The sequence below is a fragment of the Vibrio cyclitrophicus genome (assembly GCA_023206055.1).
GTDB lineage: Bacteria > Pseudomonadota > Gammaproteobacteria > Enterobacterales > Vibrionaceae > Vibrio > Vibrio cyclitrophicus_A.
This window is the reverse complement of record CP065366.1, coordinates 568,190-592,033: the sequence shown is the minus strand read 5'-3', so window position 1 is coordinate 592,033 and position 23,844 is coordinate 568,190. Positions and strand designations below refer to the sequence as shown.

General features: G+C 44.7%; 23 protein-coding genes. 8 read left to right on the top strand and 15 right to left on the bottom strand.

The features are described 5' to 3' along the window. Positions 1 to 2 precede the first annotated feature (2 nt). From ITG09_02680 to ITG09_02670, 3 genes are all read left to right on the top strand, one after another. The gene (locus ITG09_02680; protein ID UPR52574.1) at positions 3 to 593 is read left to right on the top strand and encodes a phosphoheptose isomerase; all 591 of its coding nucleotides are present in this window, start codon (positions 3 to 5) and stop codon (positions 591 to 593) included. A gap of 16 nt (positions 594 to 609) precedes the next feature. Then, positions 610 to 1,215, top strand: coding sequence for a BON domain-containing protein (locus ITG09_02675; GenBank protein ID UPR52573.1), 606 nt, complete (start codon positions 610 to 612; stop codon positions 1,213 to 1,215). A 114-nt stretch (positions 1,216 to 1,329) separates the two neighbouring features. Beyond that, positions 1,330 to 2,567, top strand: a protein-coding gene (locus tag ITG09_02670) for an IS3 family transposase (protein ID UPR52572.1) whose coding sequence is annotated in 2 segments (ribosomal slippage) — positions 1,330 to 1,702 and positions 1,702 to 2,567 — 1,239 coding nt in all. Because the reading frame shifts where the segments join, the coding sequence is not laid out codon by codon here. Between the two features lie 53 nt (positions 2,568 to 2,620). Here ITG09_02670 and sspB read toward each other — a convergent pair. The 8 genes from sspB to ITG09_02630 all read right to left on the bottom strand — a co-directional run bounded on the left by sspB (position 2,621) and on the right by ITG09_02630 (position 8,962). Beyond that, positions 2,621 to 3,100, bottom strand: a complete 480-nt coding sequence (sspB, locus tag ITG09_02665) for a ClpXP protease specificity-enhancing factor (protein UPR52571.1) — start codon at positions 3,098 to 3,100, stop codon at positions 2,621 to 2,623. A 21-nt stretch (positions 3,101 to 3,121) separates the two neighbouring features. Further along, positions 3,122 to 3,757, bottom strand: coding sequence for a stringent starvation protein A (sspA, locus tag ITG09_02660; protein UPR52570.1), 636 nt, complete (start codon positions 3,755 to 3,757; stop codon positions 3,122 to 3,124). A gap of 97 nt (positions 3,758 to 3,854) precedes the next feature. Then, positions 3,855 to 4,592 carry a cytochrome c1 gene (locus ITG09_02655; protein UPR52569.1) on the bottom strand — a complete coding sequence of 246 codons (738 nt, stop codon included), beginning with the start codon at positions 4,590 to 4,592 and terminating at the stop codon, positions 3,855 to 3,857. Beyond that, complete coding sequence (locus ITG09_02650) at positions 4,589 to 5,854, bottom strand: cytochrome bc complex cytochrome b subunit (protein ID UPR52568.1); 1,266 nt, start codon at positions 5,852 to 5,854, stop codon at positions 4,589 to 4,591. The genes ITG09_02655 and ITG09_02650 overlap by 4 nt, the downstream gene beginning before the upstream one ends. Continuing rightward, positions 5,854 to 6,444, bottom strand: coding sequence for a ubiquinol-cytochrome c reductase iron-sulfur subunit (petA, locus tag ITG09_02645; protein UPR52567.1), 591 nt, complete (start codon positions 6,442 to 6,444; stop codon positions 5,854 to 5,856). The genes ITG09_02650 and petA overlap by 1 nt, the downstream gene beginning before the upstream one ends. A 330-nt stretch (positions 6,445 to 6,774) precedes the next feature. Next, on the bottom strand, positions 6,775 to 7,167 hold the full coding sequence (gene rpsI, locus ITG09_02640; GenBank protein UPR52566.1) for a 30S ribosomal protein S9: 393 nt from the start codon (positions 7,165 to 7,167) through the stop codon (positions 6,775 to 6,777). 15 nt (positions 7,168 to 7,182) lie between these two features. Next, positions 7,183 to 7,611, bottom strand: a complete 429-nt coding sequence (gene rplM, locus ITG09_02635) for a 50S ribosomal protein L13 (protein UPR52565.1) — start codon at positions 7,609 to 7,611, stop codon at positions 7,183 to 7,185. Between the two features lie 247 nt (positions 7,612 to 7,858). Further along, positions 7,859 to 8,962: a cell division protein ZapE gene (locus ITG09_02630; protein ID UPR52564.1), complete on the bottom strand. Its 1,104-nt coding sequence runs from the start codon at positions 8,960 to 8,962 to the stop codon at positions 7,859 to 7,861. Between the two features lie 219 nt (positions 8,963 to 9,181). Here ITG09_02630 and ITG09_02625 point away from each other — a divergent pair, with 219 nt between their 5' ends. The 3 genes from ITG09_02625 to degS all read left to right on the top strand — a co-directional run bounded on the left by ITG09_02625 (position 9,182) and on the right by degS (position 12,337). Next, positions 9,182 to 9,637, top strand: a complete 456-nt coding sequence (locus tag ITG09_02625) for a DUF1043 family protein (protein UPR52563.1) — start codon at positions 9,182 to 9,184, stop codon at positions 9,635 to 9,637. Between the two features lie 125 nt (positions 9,638 to 9,762). Beyond that, a complete protein-coding gene (locus ITG09_02620) occupies positions 9,763 to 11,118 on the top strand; it encodes a Do family serine endopeptidase (protein UPR53573.1) in 1,356 nt (451 codons plus the stop codon). 154 nt (positions 11,119 to 11,272) lie between these two features. Beyond that, positions 11,273 to 12,337 (top strand): outer membrane-stress sensor serine endopeptidase DegS, encoded by a 1,065-nt coding sequence (gene degS / locus ITG09_02615; GenBank protein ID UPR52562.1) that lies wholly within the window; start codon positions 11,273 to 11,275, stop codon positions 12,335 to 12,337. Between the two features lie 118 nt (positions 12,338 to 12,455). Here degS and parC read toward each other — a convergent pair whose 3' ends face one another. The 6 genes from parC to nudF form a co-directional block, all read right to left on the bottom strand. After that, on the bottom strand, positions 12,456 to 14,714 hold the full coding sequence (parC, locus tag ITG09_02610; protein ID UPR52561.1) for a DNA topoisomerase IV subunit A: 2,259 nt from the start codon (positions 14,712 to 14,714) through the stop codon (positions 12,456 to 12,458). Between the two features lie 3 nt (positions 14,715 to 14,717). Continuing rightward, positions 14,718 to 16,598, bottom strand: coding sequence for a DNA topoisomerase IV subunit B (gene parE, locus ITG09_02605; protein ID UPR52560.1), 1,881 nt, complete (start codon positions 16,596 to 16,598; stop codon positions 14,718 to 14,720). 238 nt (positions 16,599 to 16,836) lie between these two features. After that, positions 16,837 to 17,442 (bottom strand): esterase YqiA, encoded by a 606-nt coding sequence (gene yqiA, locus ITG09_02600; protein UPR52559.1) that lies wholly within the window; start codon positions 17,440 to 17,442, stop codon positions 16,837 to 16,839. Further along, positions 17,442 to 18,266 (bottom strand): 3',5'-cyclic-AMP phosphodiesterase, encoded by an 825-nt coding sequence (cpdA, locus tag ITG09_02595; GenBank protein ID UPR52558.1) that lies wholly within the window; start codon positions 18,264 to 18,266, stop codon positions 17,442 to 17,444. Before cpdA ends, yqiA begins: the two co-directional genes overlap by 1 nt. 59 nt (positions 18,267 to 18,325) lie before the next feature. Continuing rightward, positions 18,326 to 18,766, bottom strand: a complete 441-nt coding sequence (locus tag ITG09_02590) for a DUF1249 family protein (protein ID UPR52557.1) — start codon at positions 18,764 to 18,766, stop codon at positions 18,326 to 18,328. 4 nt (positions 18,767 to 18,770) lie between these two features. Continuing rightward, positions 18,771 to 19,400: an ADP-ribose diphosphatase gene (nudF, locus tag ITG09_02585; protein ID UPR52556.1), complete on the bottom strand. Its 630-nt coding sequence runs from the start codon at positions 19,398 to 19,400 to the stop codon at positions 18,771 to 18,773. A gap of 227 nt (positions 19,401 to 19,627) precedes the next feature. Between nudF and tolC the strand changes: the two genes are divergently transcribed. Further along, positions 19,628 to 20,953 (top strand): outer membrane channel protein TolC, encoded by a 1,326-nt coding sequence (gene tolC / locus ITG09_02580; protein ID UPR52555.1) that lies wholly within the window; start codon positions 19,628 to 19,630, stop codon positions 20,951 to 20,953. A 190-nt stretch (positions 20,954 to 21,143) separates the two neighbouring features. Then, the gene (locus tag ITG09_02575; GenBank protein ID UPR52554.1) at positions 21,144 to 22,337 is read left to right on the top strand and encodes an ISL3 family transposase; all 1,194 of its coding nucleotides are present in this window, start codon (positions 21,144 to 21,146) and stop codon (positions 22,335 to 22,337) included. Between the two features lie 9 nt (positions 22,338 to 22,346). On the opposite strand, the gene hldE is transcribed toward ITG09_02575, so the two are convergent. Beyond that, on the bottom strand, positions 22,347 to 23,777 hold the full coding sequence (gene hldE, locus ITG09_02570) for a bifunctional D-glycero-beta-D-manno-heptose-7-phosphate kinase/D-glycero-beta-D-manno-heptose 1-phosphate adenylyltransferase HldE (GenBank protein UPR52553.1): 1,431 nt from the start codon (positions 23,775 to 23,777) through the stop codon (positions 22,347 to 22,349). Positions 23,778 to 23,844 lie beyond the last annotated feature (67 nt).

The window sequence follows — 23,844 nt, the reverse complement described above, 5'->3', positions numbered from 1 at the left end:
ACATGCTAGACAGCATTAAAGAAAGTTTCACAGAAAGTATTCAAATCCAAATTGCGGCTGCAGAAGCTCTGCCTGATGCAATCACGCATGCCGCTCAAGCAATGGTTGCGACCTTGCTTAACGGAAACAAAATTCTTTGTTGTGGTAATGGTGGTTCGGCGTCGAATGCTCAGCAATTTGTATCGTGCCTACTCAACCGATTTGAAACAGAGCGCCCTAGCCTTCCAGCGATGGCACTCACAGCAGACAACACCACGCTAACGGCTGTGGCTAACGACTACCACTACGAAGAGATCTTCTCTAAGCAGGTGCGTGCGTTTGGTCAAACTGGCGATATTCTGTTGGCTATCTCTACTAGCGGTAACAGCAAGAACATCATCAAGGCAATGGAAGCGGCGGTAACTCGCGACATGACAATCATCGCCTTTACTGGTAAAGATGGTGGCGAGATGGCAGGTCTGCTTGGTGAACACGATGTAGAGATTCGTATCCCTTCACACCGCACAGCGCGCATTCATGAAGTACACATGGTGACACTACACTGCCTATGTGACCTAATCGATCAAGTACTCTTCCCTGCTCACGAAGAGTGATATACGGAGCCTCACAATGAAATCATTAACCTCTATGAGGCTGTTTAAGCTGATTAGTGTTTCGCTACTTACACTGTCCCTATCTGGTTGTGCTGGCATTTTCATTGCTGGTGCGGCAACCACAGCAAACCTAGTCACGGATACGCGAACCACCAAAGAAATTTGGAACGACAACAACATCGAATTTGAAGTTGCAGCGATTACCAATAAGCAACCATTCCGTGGCAACGTGCGTGTCACTGCAAGCTCTTACCGAGGTTCGGTGGTACTGATGGGCCAAGCAACCACAGATTCAGAACGTCGCGCTTTTGAAAGCCAAGCTAAGGAAGTAGCTGGCGTTGAAAGCATCCACAATCAGGTTCGAGTGAAAGAACCTCTGTCTGTGAGCGCGATCAGTAAAGACAGCTGGATTACCACTAAAGTGAAATCAGCTCTGCTTGCGAATGCTGAGCTTAACGGCATTAAAGTAAAAGTAATTACTGAAGATTCAGAAGTGTTTTTGCTTGGATTGGTTTCTCGAGAACACGCTGATATCGCAACAGAAGTTGCACGTAATATCTCTGGTGTGAAGCAGGTGATTCGAGCGTTTGAATATGGTGAAGAAGAGACGGCTGTTAACTAGCCTTAAGCCAGTCAATTAGTGTCATTTAACAGAAAAGAAAAAGCAGCGACGAGTCGCTGCTTTTTTATTTGATTTGTCCCGTCCTGAAATGTGTTTACACATTGAGGACGAATTATGACTACTTCAAATAATACCTACGTTAAGCGCACTCAGCGTGATTACACACTAGGCTTTAAATTACAGGTCGTCGCCGCTGTAGAAAGAGGCGATATGACATATAAACAAGCCCAAACCATTTATGGTATCCAAGGCCGCTCAACCGTTTTAACCTGGCTTCGAAAGCACGGTAAGATGAATTGGGCGCAAAATCCAAGGATCAATGCCATGCACAAATCACCTAAACCTGAAGAATCACCTGCACAGAAAATAAAACGTCTTGAGAAAGAGTTAGAAGACGAAAAAATCAAGAATCTCTTTTTAAATAGAGTAGTTGATATTCTTGATGCTGAGCACGGAACCAGTCTCAGAAAAAAGTATCTAGCCAAGGAGCAAGAAGCCTTCAAAAGCAGGAAGGACTAAGTTTAGTTCGAGTATGTAAGCTATGCGGGATAACGAGACAAAGCGTTTATCAACGAGAAAAGCGAGCTGTTAATCGCCAGTTGGAACTTAAACCCATCAAACAAATGGTGTTGGATATTAGACGTTATATGCCTCGGGTAGGTACTAGAAAACTCTACTTTTTACTAAAGCCAAAGTTGCAAGCACAGGGTATAAAGCTAGGTCGAGATGCGCTTTTCAAATACTTAAGAGATGAACGATTATTGGTAAGACCTAAACGTAGTTTTACAAAAACGACCAACAGTAGACATTGGATGAAGAAACACCCGAACTTATTAAAGGATTACCAACCATGTAGTCCAGAGAGTGTGTTGGTGAGTGATATAACCTATGTCCAATCAGATGAAGGAGTTCACTATCTCTCATTGGTAACTGATGCGTTTAGTCGGAAAATTATGGGCTACGAGCTGAGCAACGAAATGAAGGCGACGGATGTTGTGAAAGCGCTAGATATGGCTGTTAAGGGACGTCAATATCATTGTTCGTGTATCCACCACTCTGATCGTGGTCTCCAGTACTGCTCAGGCGTTTATCAAGATAAGTTGAAAAGTAGCGGCATAATCCCCTCGATGACAGACGGTTATGACTGCTACCAAAATGCATTAGCAGAGAGAGTAAATGGAATACTGAAACAAGAGTTCTTACTTGATAAGTGTAGAAACCTCGGAGAGCTTAAACAACTAGTAAAAGAGTCTATAAGTACCTATAACAACATGAGGCCGCACCTTAGCCTTAGGATGAAAACTCCAAATGAGGTGCATGAAAAAAGCCAACAGCTGGCGCTATTGGCTTAGTAGAAATACTGTCAACGTATTTTAGGACGAGACAATTCGTTATTTAACTAACGTTATTTGATAACACGAAGGCTTGGGCGACCTTTCGCTGGACGAGGTGGCTCAGGATCTGAGTCAGGCTCTTCAGCATCTACATCTGCCGTTGCTACGCTCAAAGATGGGCCTTTTTCTGGTTCTTCAAAAGGACTTTCTTCAATCCCTTCTTCAAACGCTTCCATGTAAGCCTCTTCAGGTTCAAACATGGTACCAGCACCATTTTCACGAGCATAAATCGCTTGTACTGCGTAAAGCGGAACGATCACAGAGTGTGGACGACCACTAAAGCGAGCACTAAACGTCACAGCTTCGTTACCCAGTTCAAGTTGTCCAACCGCACGAGGCGCTATGTTCAGAATAATCTGACCATCTTGAACAAACTCTTCTGGAACTCGCACACCCGGCAATGTTGCTTCAACAACAAGGTGAGGAGTTAGTTCGTTATCAACCAGCCATTCATAAAATGCACGAAGCATGTATGGTCGGCGTGGAGTCATATTAGAAATATCCATAAACGCTTAGCGAACGAGTCGCATCTCACGCTCTGCTTCCGTTAGAGAAGCTAGGAATGAATCACGTTCGAATACGCGGTTCATGTAAATCTTAAGCTCTTTAGAACCAGGACCAATTAGTTCGATACCAAGCTCAGGTAAACGCCATAGTAGCGGAGCTAAGTAACAATCAATTAGGCTAAACTCTTCGCTCATGAAGTATTCATACTCAGCGAAGATAGGAGCAAGAGTCAGTAGGTCGTTGCGCAGTTTAACGCGAGCTGCTTCAGATTCTTCAGCATTGCCTTTAACGATCTTCTCTGCAACTGAATACCAGTTACGCTCAATGCGGTACATCATTAAACGACTGTTACCACGAGCAACCGGGTATACAGGCATCAACGGTGGATGAGGGAAACGCTCATCTAGGTATTCCATGATGATCTTAGAGTCATATAGAGCAAGCTCACGATCAACAAGAGTAGGTACTGATTTGTACGGGTTCAGTTCAACAAGCTCTGCTGGTAGATTTTTTTCATCAACCAACTCAACTTCAACACTTACGCCTTTTTCAGCAAGAACGATGCGCACCTGATGGCTATACATATCAGAAGCACTTGAGAAAAGAGTCATTACAGAACGTTTATTGGCAGCTACAGCCATGGAGCCCTCCAGTACACTTTAAATAAAAACAATGGAGGCCTAAAGCCTCCATTGAACATTAACATAATTTGGGAATTAGCACGGTATTATAGCACAATTAGTGCACATCACGCCAATACTCTTTCTTCAGCAAAATCACGATGATAGTGAAGATTACTAAGAAGGCCATTACCCACCAACCCATAGCGTGACGCTCAAGTTGAACTGGGTCGCCCGAGTAAACCAAAAAGTTAACAAGGTCACGAACCGCTTCGTCGTATTCACCAGCACTTAATTCGCCAGAGCCATCAGTCTCAGTGCCAACAATAACCGTCACTTCCTCGCCATCTACCATATGAGTATCGTAGATTGGTGTTGGGATACCTTGCAGTTCTTCAAGAACGTGCGGCATACCTACGCTTGGGAAAACAATGTTGTTCACGCCGAATGGACGAGACGGATCTTCATAGAAAGTACGAAGGTAAGTGTACAGCCAGTCTGCGCCACGAACACGAGCAACCAATGTTAGGTCTGGAGGCGGAGCACCAAACCAACTTGCCGCTTGATCAGAAGGCATAGCATTAACCATCAAGTCACCGATTTTCGCTTCAGGGTCGAAAATCAGATTTTCCTTCATAAGATCAACTGGGATCTCTAAATCATTCGCAACACGTTCATAGCGCTGGTACTGCGTTGAGTGACAAGCGAAACAGTAGTTCATGAACATCTTAGCGCCATTTTGCAATGAAGCTTTGTCTGTTAAATCATTGTTTACTTTGTCTAATGGTACGTTTGCACCCGCTGCCATTGCCAGTGACGGCAACATAGCAAATAAAATTACAATCCACTTTTTCATTTGAATGTCACCCTTTCCGGTAATGGTTTCGTCGCTTCATTTTTACTGTAGAACCACAGTAGAACAAAGAACATGAAATAACCTAAGCTAAAGATTTGAGCCAGTAGCGTGTATGTTGGCGTTGCTGGAAGCGCACCAAGTACACCAAGCGCAATAAAGCTTATTGTAAATTGGATGATGTTAATCAAATGCAGTTTGCTACGGTAACGGTAAGAACGCACTTTACAACGGTCGAACCATGGTAGTAGGAATAGCACAACAATAGATGCGCCCATCGCTACAACACCAAGCAACTTATCTGGAACAGCACGCAGAATCGCGTAAAACGGCGTGAAGTACCATACCGGAGCGATGTGCTCTGGTGTTTTCAGTGGGTTGGCAGCTTCAAAGTTTGGCGGCTCAAGGAAGAATCCACCCATCTCTGGGTTAAAGAACAGCACATAACAGAAGAAGAATAGGAAACCGGCCACACCAACCATATCTTTCACGGTCCCATATGGGTGGAAAGGAATAGAGTCAATGATGTCGTATTTCTTGGTGTAATCCTTGTGGAATGGGAACTGAGTTTGGTAGTCGTCGCCCATTGTGCCTTTAGGAAGTTTCGTCTCGATACCGTCTGGGTTGTTCGAACCTACTTCGTGCAGTGCTAGTACGTGAAGTACGATAAGCAGCAGAAGTACGATTGGTAGAGCGATAACGTGCAGTGCGAAGAAACGGTTCAGCGTTGCACCAGAGATGATGTAGTCACCACGGATCCAAAGCGTTAGGTCATCACCAATAACAGGGATCGCACCAAACAGAGAAATGATTACCTGAGCACCCCAGTAAGACATTTGACCCCATGGTAGTAGGTAACCCATGAAAGCCTCAGCCATAAGCACTAAGAAGATCAACATACCGAAGATCCAAAGTAGCTCACGAGGTTTTTGGTAAGAACCGTAGATTAGACCACGGAACATATGCAGGTAGATAACAACGAAGAATGCCGAAGCACCTGTTGAGTGCATGTAACGTAGTAGCCAGCCGTATTCCACATCACGCATGATGTATTCAACAGAAGCAAACGCACCTTCACCAGACGGCACGTAATTCATTGTTAACCAGATACCCGTAAGGATTTGGTTAACCAGTACCAACATTGCTAAAGAACCGAAAAGGTACCAAAAGTTAAAGTTCTTAGGCATTGGGTATTCAGATAAATGCTTTTTATAAGCATTCATCGCGGGTAGACGTTTCTCTACCCAATCAAGCAATCCTTGCATTACGCGTCTCCCTCGTCCACACCGATCATGATCTTAGTGTCACTCAAATACATATGCTTTGGTACAACAAGATTCAATGGAGCTGGTACGCCTTGGAATACTCGACCTGCCATATCAAACTTTGAACCATGACAAGGACAGAAGAAACCAGACTTAACACCCTGAACTTGTTCTGCAAAAGAATCCGGCAGGTAAGTTGGAGAACAACCTAAGTGCGTACAGAAACCAACAGCAACAAAGAATTCCGGCTTAATTGAACGGAACTCGTTCTGTGCGTATTCTGGTTGTTGTTCAGCTTCAGATTGAGGGTCACGAAGTTGACCACCGATCGCTTTTAGGTTCTCTAGTACCGACTCAGCACGGCGTACAACCCATACAGGTTTACCTTGCCACTCGACACGAACCATTTGTCCCGGTTCTAACTTACTGACTTCCACTTCCACCGGCGCGCCCGCAGCTTTCGCCTTGGCACTCGGATTCCATGATTTAATAAAAGGCACGGCTACAGCAGCTGCTCCTAAACCACCAACAACGGCTGTTGTTGCGGTTAAGAAACGCCTGCGACCGTTATTTAAAGGCGCGTTGCTCATCCAAACATTCTCCCATTTGCTCCTTGTGGATTGATATAATTCCGATTAAAGAGCATGGCTAACAAAATATGTATTTAGTTCTATTTATTGACGGCAAATGATAAATAAAACCCTACTTTTTGACAAGATAAAGCTACCTTTTTGTAACAATCATGAGGCAAAGCGCACATTGGGTTACAAAAGCTTTCTAATAATAAGAATTTGGAAATAAAGCGAGGGAGGGAAAGCGTTTAGAGGGGGTATAAAAACAAAAAGCCCGGCATATAGCCGAGCTTTGAACCACAATTCCAGTCGTAAAACTGGGAGCGTGTACTTTTTCGTAAAGAAAAATTAACGCTTAGAGAATTGAGGTTTACGACGTGCTTTACGTAGACCAACTTTCTTACGTTCAACGCAACGAGCGTCACGCGTAACATAGCCAGCTGCACGTAGAGCAGGACGTAGAGTTTCATCGTATTCCATAAGAGCACGAGTGATACCGTGGCGGATTGCGCCAGCTTGACCTGAAATACCACCACCAGAAACAGTGATGTAAAGGTCAAGTTTCTCAGTTAGTTCAACTAGCTCAAGAGGTTGTTTAACAACCATACGAGAAGTTGGACGACCGAAGTAAACATCAAGGCTACGCTTGTTGATTACGATCTCACCAGAGCCTGGTTTGATGAAAACACGAGCTGCTGAGCTTTTGCGACGACCAGTGCCGTAGTATTGATTCTCTGCCATTGTCTTAATCCCCAATTAGATGTCTAGTACTTGTGGTTGTTGAGCAACATGGTTGTGCTCAGTACCAGCGTATACTTTAAGCTTACGGTACATCGCGCGGCCTAGAGGACCACGTGGAAGCATACCTTTAACTGCTAGTTCAAGAACCATTTCTGGTTTCTTAGCAATTAGCTTTTCAAAAGTGATAGTCTTAAGACCACCTGGGAACTCAGAGTGACGGTAGTAAACCTTACCCTTAGCTTTGTTACCAGTTACAGCAACTTTCTCAGCGTTAACAACGATGATGTAATCACCAGTGTCTACGTGAGGAGTGTATTCTGCTTTGTGCTTGCCGCGTAGGCGAGAAGCGATTTCACTTGCTAGACGGCCAAGAGTTTTGCCTTCAGCGTCTACAACATACCAGTCGCGTTTTACAGTTTCTGGTTTAGCAACGAAAGTTTTCATGCTAATAATTACCTATTTAAAAAATTTACACTTAAGGAATACTCGCGTATTCCCACTGTCTAAGAGTTACCATTCATCACCCCTTCGAGTGTTGGAAAACTCTTGGCATAACGTGATTTTACTCATCGCTAGAGGCCCGCAGTAACGGTAGGTCGCAGGATTATAGAGAAGAGCGAAGAAAAAATCACCTCTTTTTGAACAAAATCACGATTTTTTTAATTCTCTTTCGTATTCGAGATAATAAGAGCTAAATTAAGTGTTCTTTTGCCAAATATTCATGGCTCTGCATTTCGATTAAACGCGACTGACAACGTTTAAACTCAAACTCTAGCTGGCCATTGGTGTACAATTTCTCTAACTCAACTTCCGCTGAAATTATTAATTTCACATGGCGCTCATAAAACTCATCAACTAACGCAATGAAGCGCCTCGCAGCGTCATCTGAAGTCGCGCCCATTTGCAACACATCAGCCAATAGAACCGTGTGATAAACCCGAGACAACTCAATATAGTCGTTCTGGCTACGAGCCGACTGACAAAGCTGAGCAAAGGTACCATGCAGTACACCATCACTCGCTTCGACTACATCTAATTGACGGTGATTAACCTCTATCTGCTTAAGCTTCTCTTTATCTTCGCCAACAAGCTGAGCGTAATACTTTTCGAGATTGATAGTCGCTTGGCTATCCAGCGGGTAATGGTAAATCTCAGCCTGTTCTAAGGTACGTAGACGATAATCAATGCCACTATCGACATTAAGGATATGGCAGTTGTCTTGAATCAGCTTGATTGCAGGTAAGAATCGCGCGCGCTGCAAACCATTGCGATACAGATCCGCAGGTGGAATATTAGAGGTCGCAACCAAGATAACGTTTCGAGCGAATAACTCTTGGAACAAGGTTCCTAAGATCATCGCATCGGTGATGTCTGAAACAAAGAACTCATCGAAACAGATAATGTCTGCTTCTTCCTTCAACTTGTCGGCGACTAAAGGCAAAGGATCACTCACATTACCTAGCGCCTTTAGCTCATCATGAACTCGATACATAAAGCGGTGAAAGTGAACACGCATTTTTTTAGTGGTCGGTAAGGCATCGTAGAACGTATCCATTAAATACGTTTTTCCTCGACCTACGCCACCCCAAAAATAGAGACCTTTCGGTGGCTGTGGCAGTTCTGGCTTTTTGCCCAGTAATTTCTGGAATCGAGTCAGTTGAGGAATGGGCGTATTCATGTAATCTTGGAATTGATGAAAGAGTTCATCTAAAGATTTAACGGCTTGCTCTTGTGCTGGATCTCTTTGAAATCCATGTTCCTTTATATCTTGTTCGTATTTTTTAATGGGATTCATGACGACATTTCCACAATGAAAGCAATATCAGACAGCAACTAAAAATGAGCCCAAACAGTACTAGGAATAACGTGATGTGGTGAATAATGCAGCATCAAATTGCTAACTAGCGCACACGCATTTCTCTTTATACTGCGGCTTTCTCATAGTACCATGGAGCCGTATCACGTGTAACTAAGCAGTAACAAACATGTTAAAAAACAATAATAAGGAGCTGTTATGCCTTGGATGTATGCCGTTGCCGGTTTACTAGTCGGAGTTATTTTAGGGGTCGCTATTTCTCGTCTCATGACACCTGAATACAAAAAACAAAAGAACGTACAGAAAGAATTAGATAGCGCAAAGTTTGCCCTTGAGCAGCAGCGACAAGAGCTGGCTGATCACTTTGCGAAATCAGCAGAAATGTTGGACACCTTAGGTAAAGACTACACAAAACTGTACCAACACATGGAAAAAACAAGCTCAGAGCTGATTCCTAACCTGCCAGAGCAAGATAACCCATTTGTGAAAACAGCCGCTGCCCATTCGGACAAGCCACAAGAGAAGCCTTCAGTAAAAGAGGCGACACTTGAGGAACAACCGAAAGATTACGCTAATGGCGCGACCGGTTTATTCACAGAGCAGAAGAAAGAAATCATGGATGCTCCCGATGTAGTCACAGCAAAAGCATCGTAAACATTTAACACTTCTTGAACTTTACAAAGGTTTTTGAGTCATAACTTTCACTCAGGTCATTTGAAACTTCTCATACTTATTAAACGTATAAGAGGATTAAGACCTTAACTAGAGAGGAGTTTATGATGAAAAAACCTTTGCTTGCTTTATCAGTACTAACTTTAAGCTTAAGTTCAATCATCACCCCCATTCAAGCAACAGCCGCACTGCCATTAAGTGTGGGTAATGAACAATTACCGAGCCTGGCACCCATGCTTGAACAAGTGACCCCCGCTGTGGTTAGTATTGCCGTAGAAGGCAAACAGGTACAACGTCAGCAAATCCCTGAACAATTTCAATTCTTTTTTGGTCCAGAACAAACACGAGAACGTCCATTCCGCGGGCTAGGCTCAGGCGTCATCATTGACGCCAAGAAAGGCCATATCGTGACCAATTACCATGTAATCAATGGCGCGGACGATATCAAAGTAAAACTGCATGATGGTCGAGAGTACGATGCTGAGCTTATCGGCGGTGACCAGATGTCTGATATCGCACTGCTTAAATTAGAAAAAGCCAAGAACCTTACCCAGATAAAAGTCGCAGACTCAGACAAACTAAGAGTTGGTGATTTTAGCGTTGCGATCGGTAACCCTTTTGGGCTTGGCCAAACCGTCACTTCAGGTATCGTTTCTGCGCTCGGCCGTAGTGGACTCAACCAAGAAAACTTTGAAAACTTTATTCAAACCGATGCCGCTATCAACAGCGGCAACTCTGGCGGCGCGCTAGTTAACCTCAATGGTGAACTGATTGGTATCAACACTGCCATCCTTGGCCCCAACGGAGGCAATGTCGGTATCGGCTTTGCAATCCCATCCAATATGATGACAAACCTGACAGAACAAATTCTCGATTTCGGTGAAGTAAAACGTGGCATGCTTGGCGTTCAAGGGGGGGAAGTGACCTCTGAATTGGCAGAAGCACTCGGTTATGAATCAAGTAAGGGTGCTTTTGTCAGCCAAATAGTCCCTGACAGTGCAGCAGATAAAGCAGGACTGAAAGCGGGCGATATTATTGTCTCAATTAATGGCAAACGTATTGATACCTTTAGTGAATTAAGAGCTAAGGTCGCGACACTCGGCGCAGGTAAACAGATTGAACTGGGCGTGGTTCGTGACGGCAAGAGCAAAACCTTTGATGTAACGCTTGGTGAATCCACAAATAATAAAACACAGGCTGAGAAGCTCCATGAAGGGCTAGCCGGAGCTGAATTAACCAACACAACTGAAAGTGATTCTGCAACGGGCGTCAAGGTATCGAGTGTTGCTCAAGGCTCACCAGCCGAAGCCTATCAACTTATGCAAGATGACATCATTATTGGAGTAAATCGCCAAACCGTTAAGAACCTTGCTGAATTTAGAGAGATTCTTGAGAAACAACCGGGCGTATTGGCGCTGAATATCCAACGCGGCGACAGGACTATCTACCTCGTTATTCGATAGTCATACGTCAGCGTAATAACAGGGAGACTGAGTAAGTTTGCTTTAAACTTACTCAGTCTCCCTTTTCTTTAGATCAATCAAAATGCTATGCTTCACTAGTAATTAACTGGTCATTCACAGATGACCCCTCACCTTACTTGCTGAAGAGGGAAACATGCTGTCCTTTCTACTTCGTTCTATTTCCCTTGGACTTGTTTCAGCGGCGCTTATTCTTCTCGCATTTCCGAGCTTAAGATCGGGCATTGTTTCAGACGTCACCAGCCCTAAAGTCGATAATATTGGCTCTCTTCAAATTTCATTTAACCCAGCGGTACGGCGAGCGGCACCTGCTGTGGTGAATATCTATAGCCGTAAATACGCAGAAAGCGATCGCAACAAGCTGCTGACTCAAGGCTTGGGGTCAGGAGTCATTGTCAGCGAAAAAGGCTACATCATTACCAACTTCCACGTTGTAGCCCAGGCTGACCAAATCGTAGTGGCACTTCAAGACGGACGAGTAGCTGCAGCGCAGCTTGTCGGTTCAGACAAGCGTACCGATATAGCAATACTCAGAGTCAGTGGTGACAACTTACCTGTAATTCCACTGAACCAAGATTACAAAGCAAACGTAGGCGATGTAGTACTGGCTATCGGTAACCCATACAATCTAGGCCAAACGACGACCTTTGGTATTATTTCGGCAACCGGTCGATCTTCAATCAGTGCCGATGGTCATCAAGCCTTTATCCAAACAGATGCGGCAATCAATGAAGGTAACTCTGGTGGTGCACTCGTCAACTCACAAGGCGAACTAGTCGGCATTAATACAGCTTCTTTCCAACAAGCTACCGACATGGAAACCTATGGGATCTCATTTGCTATCCCCTATCCGCTTGCAAATAAAATCATGGAGAAGATCATCGCCGATGGTCGTGTAATTCGTGGCTATATTGGTATCGACGGGCAAGACATCAACTCGGTGACGTCACGCTTACTTGGCAATAAAAACATCGGTGGTATTGTTGTACTAGGAATAGATCCGAACGGCCCTGCTGCGGATGCAGGCTTTGAAGCACAAGACATCATTGTCAGCATCAACAACACCCAAATTAACGGTCGACAAAGCGTAATGGACATCGTTACTGACCTGCGACCAGGTACTGTTATCGATGTAGGTATATTGCGCCAAGGTGAAAACCAAACCCTAAAGGTAACCATTGCCGAAGATACTCGTTTGTAGAGTAAATCTAAAGGCTAGCGATTCAAACCGCTAAAGTACTAATACATAAGTATACAGATACAAAAAACCCAGCTCTCAGGCTGGGTTTTCTTTTATCTGAAGGTGGTATCAAGCGTCTCTATGATTCACTTGGCTCATCGATGTCAATACGAGTCACTCGTTGCAATCCTCTCGGCAGTAACCCACCACGACGACCACGTTCACCACGGAAGTTTTCAAGATCCGATGGTTTCAAACCAAGCTTACGCTTACCCGCGTAGATAGTCAGCGTTGCATTCTCTGGGATAGCCATCAAGTGCGATACAAACTCTTCACGCTCTTTTGCTTTCGCAGAAGGGATGTTGATGATCTTGTTACCCTTACCTTTACTCAGTTGAGGTAAGTCTTTAATCGGGAACAACAACATACGGCCTTGGTTCGTAATCGCCAGAATTTGGTTAGTGTCCAAGTCAGCAATCGGGCTTGGCAACATCACTTCAGAAGCTTGTGGCAAGTTAACTAACGCTTTACCACTCTTGTTCTTAGACAATAAATCACTGCCTTTACAAACAAAACCGTACCCGGCATCAGAACCGACTAACCATAGCTGCTCATTCTCTCCCATCACCACTTGGCGAATCGAAGTGCCCGGACTGACGTTCAGGCGGCCTGTAATAGGCTCTCCTTGGCTTCGAGCCGACGGTAATGAATGAGATTCAAGGGAGTAACTTCGGCCATCACTGCCGAGGAACACCGCTTGCTGATTACTCTTACCCTTAGCACTCGCTAAGAATTTATCACCCGATTTGTAGTTCAAGCCTTCAGCATCAACCTCATGCCCTTTGGCATGACGAATCCAACCTTTCTCAGACAACACAACCGTAATTGGTTCGCTTGGTACTAAGTCACGTTCTGTTAGCGCTTTCGCTTCAGCACGCTCAATCAATGGTGAACGACGATCATCGCCGTATTTATCTGCATCGGCTTGGATTTCTTTTTTGATCAGCGTATTCAAGCGACGCTCTGAACCGAGTAGCTTTTCAAGCTTTTCACGTTCAGCTTCAAGTTCTTCTTGCTCTGCTCGAATCTTAAACTCTTCTAACTTAGCTAAGTTACGAAGTTTAATATCAAGAATCGCATTGGCTTGAATTTCAGAAATATTGAAACGGCTCATCAATACAGGACATGGTTCGTCTTCTGTACGAATGATCTCAATGACTTCATCGATATTAAGATAAGCAGCAAGCAAACCTTCTAAGATGTGCAAACGTGCCAGTACTTTATCTAAACGGTACTGAAGACGGCGGCGAACCGTTGTACGGCGGAACTCAATCCACTCTTTCAGAATTTGAACCAGGCCTTTAACTTGAGGGCGACTGTCTAAACCAATCATGTTCAAGTTAACGCGGAAGTTCTTCTCTAGATCCGTCGAAGCGAACAAGTGACTCATCAGTTGATCACAGTCGATACGGTTCGAACGAGGAACCACGACGATACGCGTTGGGTTCTCGTGATCAGATTCATCACGCAAGTCGTCAACCATTGGCAGCTTCTTAGCGCGCATCTGGTTAGCAATTTGCTCAAGTAACTTAGCACCTGACACTTGATGAGGAAGAGCCGTGATAACAATATCAGAGCCTTCCTTGTGCCAAACCGCGCGCATCTTAATGCTGCCACGTCCAGTGCGATAGATCTTTTCGATGTCCGACTTTGGCGAAATAATTTCAGCCTCTGTCGGGTAATCAGGGCCTTGAATGAAACCCATCACATCAGGAAGCTCTGCTTTCGGCGTGTCAATCAAATGAATCGCTGCATCCGCCACTTCACGGACATTGTGAGGGGGGATGTCGGTCGCCATACCAACCGCAATACCAGTGATCCCGTTAAGCAGGATATGAGGCAGGCGAGCTGGCAACATTTGAGGCTCTTTCATCGTGCCATCAAAGTTGGGTTGCCAATCAACGGTGCCTTGACCTAGCTCACCTAGAAGAACCTCAGCAAACTTAGATAATTTCGCTTCAGTATAACGCATCGCAGCGAACGATTTCGGGTCATCCGGAGCACCCCAGTTACCTTGACCATCTACCAATGGGTAGCGGTAAGAGAAAGGCTGCGCCATCAATACCATCGCTTCGTAACAAGCAGAATCACCGTGTGGGTGATACTTACCTAACACGTCACCAACGGTACGAGCTGATTTTTTATATTTCGATGCAGCTGATAAGCCGAGTTCTGACATCGCATAGATAATACGACGCTGTACTGGCTTTAAGCCATCACCGATATATGGCAATGCACGATCCATGATCACGTACATTGAGTAATTTAAATAGGCGTCTTCAGTGAACTTGCGCATCGGCAGTTGTTCAACACCATCATATGTAATTTCGTTAGACATCCATTATACCTCGGCCATATCACCGTTAGTCTGTAGCCATGTACGGCGATCATCTGCACGTTTCTTACCAAGCAGCATGTCCATCATCTCGTTGGTTGCTTCGTTATCATCAATCGTTAATTGAACAAGGCGACGAGTGTTTGGATCCATGGTGGTTTCACGCAACTGAAGTGGGTTCATTTCACCCAGACCTTTGAATCGTTGCACGTTAATCTTGGCTTTCTTCTGCGATAGTCGCTCAAGCACACCATCTTTCTCTGCGTCATCGAGTGCGTAGAACACTTCTTTACCGCAATCGATACGATACAGAGGAGGCATTGCCACATAGATATGACCCGCTTCAACCAGAGCATGGAAATGGCGAGTAAACAGTGCACATAGCAGTGTCGCGATATGAAGACCATCCGAGTCCGCATCGGCAAGGATACAGATCTTACCGTAACGCAGGCCCGACAAGTCATCATTATCAGGGTCGATACCCAGAGCAACCGAGATATCGTGTACTTCTTGTGAAGCCAAGACTTGGTCTGCTGACACTTCCCATGTATTTAGGATTTTACCACGCAGTGGCATTACCGCTTGGAACTCACGATCACGAGCTTGCTTAGCAGAACCACCCGCCGAATCCCCTTCCACGAAGAAGATTTCGGTGCGACTTAAATCTTGAACTGAGCAGTCAGTTAATTTACCCGGTAACGCTGGGCCAGATGCGATCTTTTTACGAACAACTTTCTTACTCGCGCGCATACGGCGGTGAGCATTGGCAATACAAGCTTCAGCCAATTGCTCTGCCAGTTGCGGTTTTTCATTCAACCATAGGCTGAAGGCATCTTTTACAACACCAGAAACAAACGCAGCGGTTTGACGAGAAGAGAGGCGCTCTTTTGTTTGACCAGCAAACTGCGGATCTTGCATCTTCACCGATAGTACGTAAGAACAACGGTCAAAGATGTCATCACCCGTTAATTTAACGCCACGAGGCAGCAAGTTACGGAATTCACAGAACTCACGCATCGCATCAAGCAGACCTTGGCGAAGACCGTTTACGTGTGTACCACCTTGCTTGGTTGGTACTAAGTTCACGTAACTCTCGGTGATCATATCACCGCCTTCTGGCTGCCAGATGATCGCCCAGTTCGCCATTTCCGTTTCAGCAACGAACTCGCCAACATACGGGTCTTCAGGCAATAAGGTGTAACCTTTTACGCCCTCAGCTAGATAGTCTTTTAGGCCGTCTTCGTAGAACCATTTATGTTCTTCACCACCCACTTTATCGACAAAGGTAATTTCCAAACCAGGGCAAAGTACCGCTTTTGCTCGTAGGTTGTTGATAAGACGAAGTGTCGAAAATTTAGAGCTATCGAAATATTTTGGGTCAGGCCAGAAATGCACCGTAGTACCAGTATTGCGGTGACCACAAGTCCCTGTCACTGTCAGATCGGTAACAGCATGACCACCTTCAAGGGCGATCTCATGCACTTGACCATCACGACGAACCGTTACTTCAACACGTTTTGACAGCGCGTTTACCACCGAGATACCTACCCCGTGCAAACCACCAGAAAATTTGTAGTTGTTGTTTGAGAATTTACCGCCAGAGTGGAGCTTAGTTAAAATCAGCTCAACACCCGAGATCCCTTTTTCAGGGTGGATATCAACCGGCATACCACGGCCGTCATCGGTAACTTCTAACGATTGGTCTGCATGAAGTACCACTTTGATTTTCTTAGCGTGTCCCGCTAATGCTTCATCGACCGAGTTATCAATGACTTCTTGGGCAAGGTGGTTGGGTCTTTCTGTCTCGGTATACATTCCCGGGCGGTGTCGCACCGGATCGAGACCTTCAAGTACCTCGAGGTCTTTTGCATTATATTGTTCAGTCATAATACGGAGTTTACTCAAAAAGTTTGCGTCAGTTCGCTGGCTCTAGTTTCACTAAAGCAGAATCATTACTATGAACCGTCATAGTAGAGCGAACGAGCGAAGTATTGGGGAATATAGTCTGGAAGCTGAGTAATGATGTCAAGCTAGTTCAAAAACTAAGACATCAAACTATGATATTTCACCATTGATAGATGAAATAACAGGCAAACAAGAGAAATCACTCTGTTGGTGAAACAGGTTAAAGGTTTAGAAAGGTGATGATTTGTTGTGGGTAGCGTTCAAAATCAATGAAACTATGATCCCCGCCCTCTTCTACTGTCTGTGTTGCACCTTGGTACTTCTCTACCGCTTGTCGGTAATCCAGAACTTCGTCTTCCGTTTGCTGAAGTAACCAGAAGTCGCTCGGCTTAGCGAGAGCCGAAACCTCTAACGCCTTCAGTTCATCAATATGTTTTGTTTCCAGTACATATCGTTCATCTGTGTATGAGTTTACTTGTTCACCTAAATAGTCAGCAAGAAGCTCATACGGCTTCACTGCTGGGTTTACAACCACCGCTTTAAAACCATAGTGACTATTCAGCCATGTTGAAAGATAGCCACCCAACGAGCTACCGACTAACGCGATCTGATATTGATCTTTATATTGCTCCACCAGCTGCTGCAAGTGAAGTGCCGCTTGCTGAGGAAAACTCGGCAGTTGAGGGGTAACGACTTTAATATCAGCACGATGCTCCGCACAGTAATCCGCCATCACATTCGCTTTGTGAGAACGTGATGAACTGTTAAAACCGTGAATATAGAGCAGAAGTGATGGCTTGCCAGCTTGCTCATTAGAATCCGTCATTAATACCCTCCTGCAGCAAAATCAGGTAGGAATTGCCCATGAGGTAAACGGCGAACTTCTGTCGTAACCGTTCCATCTTGGTGCAATTCTATCTCTCGCCAGCCTGGAGGTACTGTATCAACAGCAAAGTCGTTCGAGTTAGGTTTGAATTGTACACAAGTCGACGGTGTTGCCATGACCTGTACACCATGATGATCTCGGTTCATGTCTTGATGAACGTGACCACACAGTACGGCCTTAACATTGGTGTGCTGTTGAACCACGTCCCAAAATTGATCGGCGTCTTTTAGGTTATGTTGATCCAACCATGCACTGCCAACCAATAATGGATGATGGTGCAATAGAACCAAGGTATTACGTTCAGGGAATTCCGTCAGCTTTTGTTCTAACAGATCAAGCTGCTGATCACTGAGGCGACCATGAGGTACACCAACCACCTGAGAGTCCAGCATCACCATCTGCCAGTTATCACCTAACAAGACATGCTCAACACACTGTATTTGTGGTGATGGTAAAACACTGCCCATATTAGGCTTAAAGTCATGGTTCCCTGGCAGCCAATAACATGGCTTTTCCAAAGGTTGAATCCCTGACTCAAATTTATGGTACGACTCAGCACTGTGATCTTGAGAGATATCACCCGTTGCTAAAATCGCTTGATAGTCAAAGCCCTGACTAACTATGCCATCGACTACAGCACGAAAGCTATCTTGAGTGTTGATGCTTAATAAGCTGCCATTGCTCGGCGCAAATAAATGCGTGTCCGTTAGCTGCACAAGCTTAATAGTGCTCTCATCAAATTTTGAAGTGTGTGATAATTCCAAAATAACAAATCCAGATACGTTACTGTTTAGACTTTAAAAGTGTTGATAAATAGGTTCAATTAAAAGGCAATCGGGGTTCGACTGATACCCGTTTTTAAACAAAACGTTAACCATTCCCCAAGAAATTTATTCAATTGAAATTTCTCGTCCTTTTGCAGAAGCTTAGTGTTGGGATAGTCATATTTCGCTTTGACTCGCGAAAAATCCCCGCTAGCGCACACTTCTGCAACTCGAGCGTCGTGATATAGCCTGACAGACATTTTTGGCAAAGGAAACACTGGCATCGCATCACTCTGACATATATCTATTAATGTGGTGTATTTTGTGACCTCATTCACTGTCAATTGATACACCATATTAACGGCTTGGTAACAGCGAACATCGCCAACCTCATGCCCAACCGGTAACAAAGCATTCAGTTTGGCATAGTTAGTCTCGTAAACTCGCATCAATTCAGCAAGATCAACATGATACGGTTTTTTGACCGCGATATTTGGCATGACGTTAATCTATCCACTCTGACTGTAATTCTTGGTAGTTCAATTGTAGCCACTGTAGCGCAATGATCGTGGCTCCATTTTCAAACACACCCTCTTTTACCAACTGATAAGCGGCTTCGCGACTCATCACTTGTACACGAATGTCTTCACCTTCGTAGTCCAATCCGTGTACCCCTTTAGCGGTCGTTGCATCGACACAGCCAACAAAGACGTCGAGCTTTTCTGAGCAACCACCAGATGAAGGGTAATACGAAGTAATAGGCAATACAGATCCGACTTCGACCCCAGCTTCTTCCATCGCCTCACGACGAGCGACATCTTGTGGTGATTCATCGGTATCAATGATCCCAGCAACAATTTCGTATTGCCATGGGTTCTCATGCTCTAGAGCACCGACACGGATCTGTTCGACGATCACAACTTCGTCACGCACAGGATCATAGGGTAGCAAAGCGGCAGCATGTCCACGCTCAAACATCTCACGCTCTATTGGTTGGCTCCAGCCGCCCTCAAACAGTCTATGTTTAAATGTGTACTTAACCATCTTGAAAAAACCACGAAACAGTGTCTCTTTTGAGACTATTTCCACATCTTGCGGAGTAAACTCATGTCGTTGATTGTCATACTGTTGCATTTGGTACCTCACTAAGTGATCTTTATAGTTTACTCATTGTCCGAGTTAACTACCAAGGATAAGGTTCAACTTTTTATACAAAATTTATAATTAAAGTTAAGTTTTAAAAAATAAATATTGCACAAGTGGACAGCTAAGTGTAAAAAAGTGCAAATTTTCGAGTAAATTACCACCAAACTGGGTTAAACTCTTTTAAAGAAAATTCCATAAAAGGCAGGAATAGGAAAATGAAAAAACTGCTTCCACTATTTATCAGTGCAGCAATTGGCAGCCTGAGTTCGTCAGCTTTTGCTGATACGCTAGCTGAAGTTTACGACCAAGCAAAACAGAACGATCCACAACTTCTTCGTTCAGCAGCGCAGCGCGATGCCGCTTTTGAAGCAGTAACGTCAAGCCGTAGCTCTTTGTTACCGCAAATCAACCTAACGGCTAACTACGACATTAACCGTGGTGAACGTGATTATGACTCGACAGGCAACTCAAATATTGACAACAATAATTGGGGTGTTGGGGTTGGCTTCAGTCAAGAGCTTTACCAGCGTTCTTCTTGGATTACGCTAGACACGGCAGAGAAAACTGCTCGTCAATCTGATTCAGCTTACGCGGCAGAACAACAAGCCTTGATCCTGCGTACAGCAACAGCATACTTCGACGTACTTCGAGCTCAAGATAACCTAGAATTTGTTCGTGCAGAGAAAGCAGCGGTTGCTCGTCAACTAGAGCAAACAAAGCAGCGTTTCGAAGTAGGTCTTTCAGCAATTACCGATGTACACGATGCACAAGCTCAGTACGATGGCGTTTTGGCTGATGAAGTTCTTGCAGAGAACGACCTAACAAATAGCTACGAAGGTCTTCGTGAGATTACAGGTCAGGAACACTCTAACCTAAGCATCCTAGATACTGATCGTTTCTCAGCAAGTAAATCTTCTGAGTCTGCAGTTGCACTGGTTGAACAAGCTCAACAGAAAAACCTAAGCCTATTGGCATCGCGTATTTCTCAAGACATCGCTAAAGACAATATCTCTCTAGCAAACTCTGGTCACCTACCAAGCTTAACACTAGATGGTAGTTACGCTCTCTCAGACCAATCAAACAGCACTCAAGATTACGACCAAGACAACTTAAACATTGGCTTGAACTTAGTTGTGCCTCTATACACGGGTGGTAGCACAACTTCTTTGACTAAACAGGCTGAATACAACTACGTAGCAGCAAGTGAAGACCTAGAAGCGACTTACCGTAGCGTTGTAAAAGACGTACGTGCATTCAACAACAACATCAGTGCTTCGATTGGTGCGCTGCGCGCTTACGAACAATCTGTAGTTTCTGCTCAATCTGCGCTGGAAGCAACAGAAGCTGGTTTTGATGTAGGTACTCGTACTATCGTTGACGTACTAGATTCCACTCGTCGTCTATACGATGCGAACAAAAACCTTTCAGATGCTCGTTACAACTACATCCTAAGTGTACTTCAGCTTCGTCAAGCAGTTGGCACGCTAAGCGAACAAGACATTGTTGATGTAAACGCAGGTCTAAAAGTAGCAAGTAAGTAACTCTTAATCACTCAAGTTACCGTTACAAAAATGCCGCTCATTTTGAGCGGCATTTTTATTATCTATCGAACCTCGGTATTAGAGCGCTAAAATTTGGTTCATCGCGGATTAGCGGGAACTAAAAACAAAAACGGTAGTAAGTGATATGGTTTAGTCGCCAAACAAAAATCATACACAAACTACCGTTTCCATGCCGAATCATACTTTCCTATCTTCATTCTGGGAAGGCTTTCAAATAGTAAAGTCTCACCAGACAGCATCACTTATTACCCTTACTCTTAAACCTAACTCTGAGGCTAAATGCCTTTGTGGTCTCGAGGCAGAGGCTATCCATGAATATCAATGGCGCCATGTGAAAGAGGCCATGTTGCTCGGTGTTCCTGTTGAACTTTCCGTTCAAACACGAAGGATTAAGTGTCGTGACTGCGGCATAAAAACAGAGTCGCTATCTTGGTTAGAGCCTTATGCTCGTATAACGAAGCGCCTAAAAAGCTATATAGAACAACTTTTACCCCTTCTTCCCATTAAGCATATTTCTCAGCTAACTAGCGTTCATTGGCACACCATTAAAGAGATAGATAAACGTCGACTTAGACAAGTAGTACCGCCAGTGAAATGGGAGGGACTAAGACAACTCGTCATGGATGAGTTCGCCATCTTTAAAGGACATCGGTATGCCACTGTCATCGCTGATGCTAAGACTCACCAAGTCATTTGGATAGGGTTAGGCCGTAGCCGAAAGGACATACGACCGTTCTTCGAGCAGTTAGGCAAGCATGGCAATAATATCGAGGCAGTCGCGATGGACATGAATACGGCTTTTGACCTTGAAGTTCAAGCGCACTGCCCGAACGCAAAAATCGTTTACGACTTGTTCCATGTTGTCGCTAAGTTCGGTCGTGAGGTAATGGATAGAGTCAGAGTCGACCAAGCCAATAAACTCAAGCAAGATAAAAAAGCGAGACAATGGGTCAAACGCTCACGCTGGGTGTTGTTGAAGAACAGAGGCAACTTAAATACTCGGCAAGACAGCTATCTTGCCGAAATATTGAATATCAATAAGGACTTGATGACCACTTATATACTCGGAGCCCAACTCAAAGAGCTTTGGTATTGTGAGTCAGAAAGGCACGCTAAGGGGCTTTGGGATGCGTGGTATGAACAGGTACAAGAGAGTGGAATTAAGCCATTGAAAGAGTTTGCAGGAAAACTGAGTCCTTATCTTCACGGCATTATCGCATCGGCAAGTTACCCGTTAAACACCTGCACACTGGAAGGGATAAACAACAAGATAAAACTAATCAAGCGAATGGGGTATGGGTATCGAGATACAGACTACTTCTTCTTGAAGATAAAAGCGGCTTTCCCCGGAAAGCCGCGATGAACCTAAAATTTAGCCTCGGCCACCTTTAATCGCTTTGATGATTTCAGTGGTAGAGCAACCATCTTCAAAGTTAAGTACTTTCACTTCACCACCAGCCGCAATCACTTCCTCACCGCCAGCGATCTCTTCAGGTTTGTAATCACCACCTTTCACAAGAATGCTTGGCAATACCTCAGAGATTAAACGTTGAGGTGTATCTTCAGAGAATGGTACAACCCAATCAACCGCCCCTAAGCCAGCCAATACTGCCATACGACGATCAGTTGGGTTCACAGGACGACCAGGGCCTTTCAAGCGCTTCACTGATTCGTCAGTATTAACCGCAACGATCAAACGATCGCCCAACTCAGCCGCGTGGTTCATGTAGGAAACATGGCCGGCATGCAAAATATCAAAGCAACCATTGGTCATAACCACTTTCTCGCCTTTCGCACGAGCACGCTTCACCGCTTCAACCAATGCTGCTTCAGAGATAACGCCGTAGTCTGTATCTTGGCTACCGTGAATCGCTTCCGCTAACTCAATAGTAGACAGTGTAGATGTACCAAGCTTACCCACTACCACACCTGCAGCAGCGTTCGCCAGTGCACACGCCTCATCCAGTGGCTTACCAGCAGCAACGGAAGCCGCCAGTACCGAGATAACCGTATCGCCAGCACCCGTCACGTCATACACTTCTTTCGCTTGAGTCGGCAAATGGAATGGTTCCAAACCTTTGCGAAGTAGTGTCATACCATGTTCACTACGAGTTACCAACAAAGCTTCGAAATCAAACTCTTCGATCAGTGCGAGTCCTTTTTCGATCATTTCTTCTTCAGATTTTACTTTGCCAGCAACCAACTCGAACTCAGCCATGTTTGGCGTAAGCAAGGTTGCACCACGGTAGCGTTCAAAGTCTGCGCCTTTCGGGTCGATGAATACTGGTACGTTCGCTGCACGTGCTTTTTGGATAAAACTCTGCACGTGCTCAAGAGCACCTTTGGCATAATCAGATAGAATTACCGAGCGCACATTTGGAAGCGCTTGTTCCATACGAGACAAAACAAGCTCAGGATCCGTATTCTCAAATTTGTCTTCAAAATCAAGACGAATTAGCTGCTGGCCACGGCTCATTACACGCAGTTTAGTAATGGTGGGGTAATCTTCTAACTCAACGAAATCACATTTAACCTTTAGTGCGCCTAAGGTATTTTTTAACACCTCAGCAGGTTCATCTTTACCAGTCAAACCAACGATATGAGCATGGCCACCAAGAGAAGCAATATTCATTGCTACGTTGGCAGCACCACCAGGACGCTCTTCGTTATTTTCTACTTTTACAACGGGTACAGGTGCTTCTGGTGAAATACGGCCAGTTGGGCCATACCAGTAACGGTCAAGCATGACGTCACCGACAACAAGAACGCCTGATTGGCTGTAGTCAGGTAGAATTGGTTTCATTATGGATCTCCAAAAATCGAATCTGGCTAGAGTCTAGCACACTGATTACAGAGGCTAAACTATAGAT